We start from the raw sequence: 642 nt of genomic DNA, 5'->3' as shown, positions 1-642 counted from the left end.
CGCTCGGCGACGGCACCGGCGAGGATTGCCTTCACCTCAATATCTGGTCGCCGGCCGCCGACGCGCGACGGCGGCCGGTGCTGGTGTGGGTGCATGGCGGCGCCTTCACGAGCGGCAGCGGCGCGCTTTACGGGGGGGCGCCCCTCGCGGCGGGCGGCGACATCGTGGTGGTGACGGTGAACTACCGCCTCGGCGGCCTCGGCTTCGTGGATTTCGGGTCCGCCTTGGGCGACCCGACCGTCGGGCGCAACCTCGGGCTGCAGGACGTGATGGCGGCGCTCGGCTGGGTCCGCCGCAACGTGGCGCAGTTCGGCGGCGATCCGGCCCGCGTGACGCTTGCCGGGGAATCGGCCGGCTCTATCATGATCTCGGCCCTGATGGCCACCGACGCCGCGACCTTGTTCGACCAGGCGATCCTGCAAAGCGGCGCCTTCAACCTGATCCACACGGCCGAAACCGGCCTGACGATCGCCCGGGCCTGGGTCGAGGCCCTGCGGCCGCGGCCGCAAAACCTCGCGGATCTGCAGGCCTTGCCGGCACAGGCCTTTGTCGAGGCCGAGGCCGCGGTGGCGCGCGCCATTCCGGGCGCCTCGCCGGCCGCGCCCTGGTTCGACGGCACGGTGCTGCCGGCCTCGCTGGCGG

The 642-nt window shown here is 73.4% G+C and carries 1 protein-coding gene; it reads left to right on the top strand.

The annotated features are described in order from the left end of the window. On the top strand, window positions 1-642 hold a 642-nt coding region (locus tag P7D22_RS23330; RefSeq protein WP_319936623.1), incomplete at both ends, for a carboxylesterase family protein.

It is taken from the genome of Lichenihabitans sp. Uapishka_5 (genome assembly GCF_033947565.1).
In the GTDB taxonomy this organism is placed as follows: domain Bacteria; phylum Pseudomonadota; class Alphaproteobacteria; order Rhizobiales; family Beijerinckiaceae; genus Lichenihabitans.
This window is presented reverse-complemented; position numbering and strand designations above follow the sequence as displayed.